Source organism: Acinetobacter sp. UBA3461 (genome assembly GCF_002381195.1).
Taxonomy (GTDB): domain Bacteria; phylum Pseudomonadota; class Gammaproteobacteria; order Pseudomonadales; family Moraxellaceae; genus Acinetobacter; species Acinetobacter schindleri.
Genome location: NZ_DFRO01000021.1, coordinates 44,535 through 51,507, shown reverse-complemented (window position 1 = coordinate 51,507; position 6,973 = coordinate 44,535). Strand labels below are relative to the sequence as shown.

Here is a 6,973-nt window from a genome sequence, read left to right as displayed (position 1 = left end):
CAAAACACCGGATAACTCAGCATCTCGCTTCGTTCATCACCGTGTATCTCGTCGGTATGGGTGCATTCTAGAGGATTTCAGAATCATTGCAACCCCCAATTCACTATATTTTTCACGTATGTATCTTTTTTCTACTAAAATCACTAAAAAATCGCTTTTTTATCTAAAATTTAACCGTTTTTTTGAAATAAAACCTGTATTCAGTGCAATTCATTTTAAAATAGTTATTTTCATTAAGACCTAATAGCTCTCAAAAAAGTACTAAATCTTAATAAGACTGTGTAATTTCAGCTCTGTATTCAGAATTTTTCAAAACTTGCTTATATCAGCTTACATATTTTGCTATTTTCTATCCGACTAATAGATATAGGTCCTATCAGTAAAATCAGTTTGCTGCTTTCATAGCGACTTCTTTTTCTAATCACAGGTTTTAAAAAGTAAAAATAGTCGAATCAGCCGTATTCAGCTTTATATAAGTTACGAAACCTGACTTTTTAATATCTATATAAAGCCAAAGAGAATATTAAGATAGCTAAGCTACGTATTGGCGATACTTATGTCCCACCCAGTGATGCATGACTTCTTCAATCACTTCTTTCTTACCTTTATAGTCCTCAGCAGCAAATAACAATTTAGCCCGACGAGGTAACCGCTCTTTGACTAAGGAAAAGAGAAGATAGTGTGATGCGAGATCGAGTTGCTGTAATAAAGTATATGCCTGTTTAAAAGATTTCTGTTTCTGTTCAGGCGTATCGTATTCAAATAGAAAACGTAAAATAAAATCAATTTCCTGATCAAAAATATCCTGAGTCCGATAGTGATACATAAACACTGCTTACCCTCTTATTTTAAATTTCTAGATCTTCTTTGAGACCTGATGTGATCAGCATACTGATAACTTTCTGGATGTCAGTATCTATCCGGCGATCTGTAGTGGATTTAAAGCAAATAAAAAATTTGATTTTTAAAAGACAATATAGAAAGGAAAGGTGGAGTTTTGCAAATAAAAAAGGAAGAGATCTCTCCCAAAATCTCTCCCTCGTAATTGAATCTTTACCCGATCCAGTATGTCATTATTATAGTTATTTGCTTCAGTATCTTAAAAAAGTCTCTTGGGGAAGAGACTATAAGTTGTGGAGTTATTTGTTATTACCACTACCCTCTAGATGTGCTTAAAGCGAATTCTCTAGATGAATAAATCTTATACATAATAATAGGGAAACGCAAGGGATTCGGCAAAATTTAACTCTTGTTTTTATAAGGTTTTTTTTGAATTTGCTTATTTGATTTTTGAATATAGAAACATATAAAAAAAAGCAGGCCGAAGCCTGCTTTTAATTCAATAACTTAGAAAGTGTCTTAATCAACAAAGGTCACTTTCGCAATCGCTTTTTTGCTCGCCTGAACAATCAAAGTCACGTTTTCTTTCACAGAAAAAGACGTATCAACTGGCTGCCAGTCTACTTTTACCGCACCACGACCCAGCGCATCTTTGGCTTGTGCCGAGTTTTTAGTCAGACCCGCTTCACGCAGGATTGAAGTAATAAAGATTTCACCACCAAACTCGCCACGTGAAATGGTGACTTCAGGCGTACCTTCAGGCAATTCACCCTCAGTAATGATATTACCTGCACCTTTATGTGCATGCGCAGCAGCCTCGCTTCCATGGAAACGCTCAACCAGTTCCAGCGCAAGAATGCGTTTTACTTCCTGTGGATTACGACCTTCTTCAATCTCTTTCAACAATACCTGAATTTCTTCTACAGATTTGAAGCTAAGCAGATCAAAGTAACGTTCGATCAGTGAATCCGGCATTGACAGTACTTTCTGGTACATCGCACCCGGCGCATCAAAGACGCCAATATAGTTACCTAAAGATTTAGACATTTTGTTAACGCCATCTAAACCTTCAAGAATTGGTACAGTAATACAGACTTGTGCTTCCTGGTCATAACGACCTTGAAGGGTACGACCCATCAATAAGTTAAAAGTCTGGTCTGTACCACCCAGCTCTACGTCTGCTTCTAGTGCTACTGAGTCATAACCTTGTACCAGTGGATACAGGAATTCATGAATCGCAATCGGTTGCTGGTTGTTATAACGTTTTGTGAAGTCATCACGCTCAAGCATACGGGCAACAGTTTGCTGTGATGCCAGTTGAATCAGATCAGCAGCAGTTTTTTGTGCAAACCATTCCGAGTTAAACACCACTTTGGTTTTGTTTGGATCAAGAATTTTAAATACTTGTTCTTGATAAGTTTTAGCGTTTTCTAAAACTTGCTCTCGCGATAATGGTGGACGTGTTGCACTTTTGCCGGTTGGATCACCGATCATCGCAGTATAGTCACCAATCAGGAAGAAAACTTCGTGGCCCAGGTCTTGGAACACTTTTAGCTTATTGATCAGTACAGTATGACCTAAGTGCAAGTCAGGTGCAGTGGGGTCAAAACCCGCTTTAATTTTTAGTGGACGATTCTGCTTTAATTTCTTTAGAAGATCTTCTTCAGAAATAATTTCGTGTGTGCCTCGTTGGATGAGGGCAAGTTGTTCTTCAGCCGGCAGGAAATTTGACATCACAAAACCCAAATACATCAGTTATTCAATTTGTGCGATATACTAACACTTTTTCAGCATATTGCAGGCTTAAGAATAACCATGACAGCGATCTATATTGGGGTAATGACCGGCACAAGCATGGATGGTGTCGATATTGTTGCTGCTTCTTTTGATCCACTCCAGCTTCATGCCACCCTCACCCTACCTTTTGATCATGATCTTCGTGATGAATTGATGGCGCTTACACTGCCAGGCGATAATGAAATTGACCGCATGGGTAAAGCAGATGTTGCGCTGGCACAGATGATTGGTCATGGTATTAATGCGCTGATTGAAAAAAATAAGCTGGATCGCACACAAATCAACGCTATTGGCTCACATGGACAAACTATTCGCCACCGTCCTGAACATGGCTTTACTTTGCAGATCGGTGATCCAAACATTATTACTGAAATTACCCAGATTCCGGTGATTTCCGATTTCCGTCGCCGTGACCTGGCGGCTGGTGGCCAGGGTGCACCGCTAGTTCCGGCTTTCCATCAGGATATTTTTCAGCATGACAGCATTCACCGGGTGATTCTAAACCTGGGTGGTATTGCCAATGTCAGTATTCTACCTGCCGGTCAACCAGATCAAGTCTACGGCTTTGATACTGGTCCAGCCAATATTCTGATGGATGCCTGGTGTGAGCGTTATACTGGCCAGCCTTTTGATGAAAATGGCAACTGGGCAGCCTATGGTACACCCATCCGTAGCCTGTTAGATCGTTTGCAGGAACATGCATTTTTCTCCAAAGAACCCCCTAAAAGTACTGGCCGTGAAGACTTTAATCTGGAATGGCTGGATGAACAGATTGCCGACTGGCGCAGCAGTCTAGAATATGATGAGCTGGAAGATACCCCGGAAAATGTTCAGGCGACGCTCATGAAGCTCACCACACGTGCCATTAAAAAAGCGATTTATCGCTCTGGTCTGGATACAGGTGAAGTCTATGTTTGTGGAGGTGGTGCTTATAATTCACATCTACTGGAACAGCTGCGCTGGCGTTTGCGTAAACATCACTGGAGTGTGCAAACCACAGCTGATTTAGGCTTAAATCCAACATGGGTCGAAGGCACTGCCTTTGCCTGGCTGGCGATGCGCTTTATGAATCAGCTGAGTGGCAATCTGCCAGCTGTGACCGGGGCTTCAGGCTATCGTGTGCTCGGTACGATTACAGCAGTTTAATCTCCTGAATTCTTATAACTATATATAGGTATAAAAAAGGTCTGCATTATTGCAGACCTTTTTTTCAATCTCTGTTATTGCATCATCAGTTTGGCATTTTCATTCCGAAACGCACGTAAAATCTGTTGACCTGCCCGTCCGGTTGGAGTTAAACCTAAACGGATCTGCTCTTGGCGGATTGCCTGACGGGTTTTATCCCCAATCAAACCATCTACTGCACCAATGTCATAACCTTTATTGAGCAAGAATTGCTGAATCTCTCGACGTTCTGCACGTGATGTGCCAGCATCATCGGTTGGCCATGTTTGCACCAAGCCACCTTTACCTTGCAAACGATCTGACAGATGTGCAATGGCTAAAGCATAGCTTTCGGCTGCATTATAACTATAGATGGCGTCAAAGTTTTTAAAGACCAGGAACACCGGCCCATTGGCACCGGCAGGCGCCAATAAACCAGCTTGAGAGGATTCCAATAAATTCCCTTGAACTAATGCCGAACCATCGACACGAACCACCCCTTGATTGATCCAGCTACTCAAGGATTTTTTATTGCGACGCCCCTCACCCGAAACTGACATACCTTGAGGAATTTTTACTTCAAAACCCCATGGCTGTCCGCTCTGCCAGCCGCGTTTTTTCAAGAAGTTGGCTGTTGAAGCCAAGGCATCCGGGATGCTGCTGACGAGATCACGACGCCCATCACCATCAAAATCAACCGCCAGTTCATCATAAGTGGATGGCATAAACTGGGTGTGACCAAAAGCTCCTGCCCATGAACCTTTAAGCTGGTTTTCATAGACATCACCACGTTGCAACAGCTTCATGGTAGTAAAGAACTCACCACGGAAATAGCTTTGACGACGACCTTCACAACTCAAAGTACCGAGCGCCTGCAATAAAGGATATTTACCAGAAATATCACCATAATTACTTTCCACACCCCAGACTGCCACCACAGTTTCAGCCGGAATGCCATAAGCAGCACTGACTCGATTTAATACGTCGCGATGCTGCTGTAATTTCTGACGGCCTTGCTGTACGCGCTCTTCATCGACCAGACCAGACAGATAGTCCCAAATTGGCGTTGAAAATTCTGGCTGATAGTTGAGTCTTTCAATTACAGAATAATCAGGGGTTAAATTTTGGGTATATCGGTCATAGGTCGCTGCATGGACACCTTTAGCGAGTGCCTGGGGTTTTAATCCAGCCAGACAGCTTTGAAATGAACTGGAACTTGGCGTATAGATGCCAGGACTCGAGGACAGCTCTGATGTACTTACACGCTGTCCATTAATGATCAGTTCAGCCTGTGCCTGAGAGGCAGCCAGAACGATTGAGCCAAGAAAAAGTGCAAGCCGTTGCATAGTACCCTTGAATACTTATATTTCGAATTATGTTCCTATTCACCTTATCAGCTTGTGGATAAAATTAAAGCGCAAATACGTAAAATTTAAATTCATATTTTCTTCACTTTTAAATTTATTTGTAAGTTTTGAATTTAAAAACTTATCCACAAGATGCTTTAAATTCAAATTTGAACTAATTTTTAAATTTAAATTCAAAGCCATGTTATCAGCCTTTTAAATTCAAAATTGACTGTGTGGATAACCAACATCACATAAGCTTAATAACAAGTAATTGCAGACACTTAGGATTTAAATTCATTTATAAAATACAAGAAGGATTTTTAAATTTAAAACTTTGAATTCATTCTCTGGCTTTTAAATTTATTGTTTTGAATTTAAATTCAAAATAGAAAATCTAAATTCAAATGACCTCTTTTAAATTTGAATTTATTTTTATGAATTTAAATTCAAAGTACACTTTGCAAGTTTTAAATTCATTTTAAATTTAAATCTGCATAGCCGAACTGATGCAGCAACAGGTTAAATTTTCATCAATTATTTATAAATTATTGTTTGTTTTATAAGCAATTGATTTTGAAAATAATCCGATAAATGGTAGGGTATTTTCAAAGAGGCGCAATCATGCCTGAAAGCCGACAAATAAAAAAGCGACCACAGGTGTGATCGCTTTTTTTATCAGCAAGTTAAAGCTTAGATGCTCATATCTTCGCTCAATGCCAATGGATTCGGTAAAATCTTCGCCAATTGACGACATAGCATAGTCAATTGTGCACTGTCGGTTGGCATCAGGGTGATGTGACCAATCTTACGGCCTTCACGTTCTGACTTATTGTATAAGTGCAAATGCACGCCTTCCAAGGCTAGAACATCTTCAGATTTTGGATGTTGACCGATGATATTCACCAGCACGGTTGGACGGATCACCTCAGTTGAACCTAAAGGCAATCCAGCCACCGCACGCACATGGTTTTCAAACTGCGAACACACTGCACCTTCAATCGACCAGTGACCTGAATTATGCACACGGGGTGCCATCTCGTTGGCGTATAGCCCCTTATCTGTCACAAACAGCTCAAGAGTTAATACACCCACATAGTTCAGATGATTCAGTAGGCGAGTGATGTAATCTTGTGCGACTGGCTGCAAGTCCGCACTGTTGGGTGCAGGTACAATCGAATGAGACAGAATGCCATTATGATGATGATTTTCGGCCAATGGCCAAGTCTTCACATCACCATCTTGACCACGTACCGCAATAATTGAGACTTCACGTGAGAAAGTGACAAAACTTTCTGCAATCAGTTCACCGGCAGGACCCAGTTCTGCCCAAGCCTGATCAGTTTGATCTGCTGAACGTAGAACGAATTGACCTTTACCGTCATAACCACCACGAGAAGTTTTAAGTACAATCGGCAGACCGAGTTCTGCAACTGCAGCTTTTAAGCTCTCTAGAGAGGTGACTGCTTTATACGGCGCAACCGGAATCTCAAGTTCATCAAACAGGGCTTTTTCAGACAGACGATGCTGTGCAATTGCCAAAGCCTGACGTGGCGGATGCAGGTCTTTGTTTTTCGTTAAAACATCTACATCAGCCAGTGGTGTATTTTCAAACTCAAGGCTGAACACATCTGCACTGTTGATAAAGTCTTGCAGACCATTTTCAGCCTTGGTGGAAAATACCGGACCTAATGCAGCCGAAGGGCAGTCTGTAGTGGCTTCAAAGAAAGTACATTGAATGTTTAAAGGCAATGCCGCTTGTGCCATCATTCGACCGAGCTGACCGCCACCAAAAATACCGATGGTTTTATCCATTGTGTTTTATC

General features: G+C 41.1%; 5 protein-coding genes. 1 reads left to right on the top strand and 4 read right to left on the bottom strand.

Annotated elements, in window-relative coordinates:
* Positions 1-532 precede the first annotated feature (532 nt).
* Positions 533-826 carry a hypothetical protein gene (locus B3D47_RS04325; protein WP_008306955.1) on the bottom strand — a complete coding sequence of 98 codons (294 nt, stop codon included), beginning with the start codon at positions 824-826 and terminating at the stop codon, positions 533-535.
* A gap of 533 nt (positions 827-1,359) precedes the next feature.
* Entirely contained in the window at positions 1,360-2,592 is a 1,233-nt protein-coding gene (gene tyrS / locus B3D47_RS04320; protein ID WP_286860129.1) for a tyrosine--tRNA ligase, read from the bottom strand.
* 63 nt (positions 2,593-2,655) lie between these two features.
* Here tyrS and B3D47_RS04315 point away from each other — a divergent pair, with 63 nt between their 5' ends.
* On the top strand, positions 2,656-3,783 hold the full coding sequence (locus B3D47_RS04315; RefSeq protein WP_286860127.1) for an anhydro-N-acetylmuramic acid kinase: 1,128 nt from the start codon (positions 2,656-2,658) through the stop codon (positions 3,781-3,783).
* A gap of 74 nt (positions 3,784-3,857) precedes the next feature.
* On the opposite strand, the gene B3D47_RS04310 is transcribed toward B3D47_RS04315, so the two are convergent.
* Together B3D47_RS04310 and B3D47_RS04305 are read right to left on the bottom strand one after the other, a co-directional pair.
* Positions 3,858-5,147 (bottom strand): lytic murein transglycosylase, encoded by a 1,290-nt coding sequence (locus tag B3D47_RS04310; protein WP_004813957.1) that lies wholly within the window; start codon positions 5,145-5,147, stop codon positions 3,858-3,860.
* Positions 5,148-5,840: 693 nt separating this feature from the next.
* Positions 5,841-6,962: a 5-(carboxyamino)imidazole ribonucleotide synthase gene (locus B3D47_RS04305; RefSeq protein WP_286860124.1), complete on the bottom strand. Its 1,122-nt coding sequence runs from the start codon at positions 6,960-6,962 to the stop codon at positions 5,841-5,843.
* Between the last annotated feature and the right edge of the window lie 11 nt (positions 6,963-6,973).

Coding starts and splice junctions, on each gene's coding strand:
- B3D47_RS04325 (WP_008306955.1), bottom strand. CDS start 826: ATGTATCACTATCGGACTCAGGATATTTTTGATCAGGAAATTGATTTT.
- tyrS (WP_286860129.1), bottom strand. CDS start 2,592: ATGTATTTGGGTTTTGTGATGTCAAATTTCCTGCCGGCTGAAGAACAA.
- B3D47_RS04305 (WP_286860124.1), bottom strand. CDS start 6,962: ATGGATAAAACCATCGGTATTTTTGGTGGCGGTCAGCTCGGTCGAATG.
- B3D47_RS04310 (WP_004813957.1), bottom strand. CDS start 5,147: ATGCAACGGCTTGCACTTTTTCTTGGCTCAATCGTTCTGGCTGCCTCT.
- B3D47_RS04315 (WP_286860127.1), top strand. CDS start 2,656: ATGACAGCGATCTATATTGGGGTAATGACCGGCACAAGCATGGATGGT.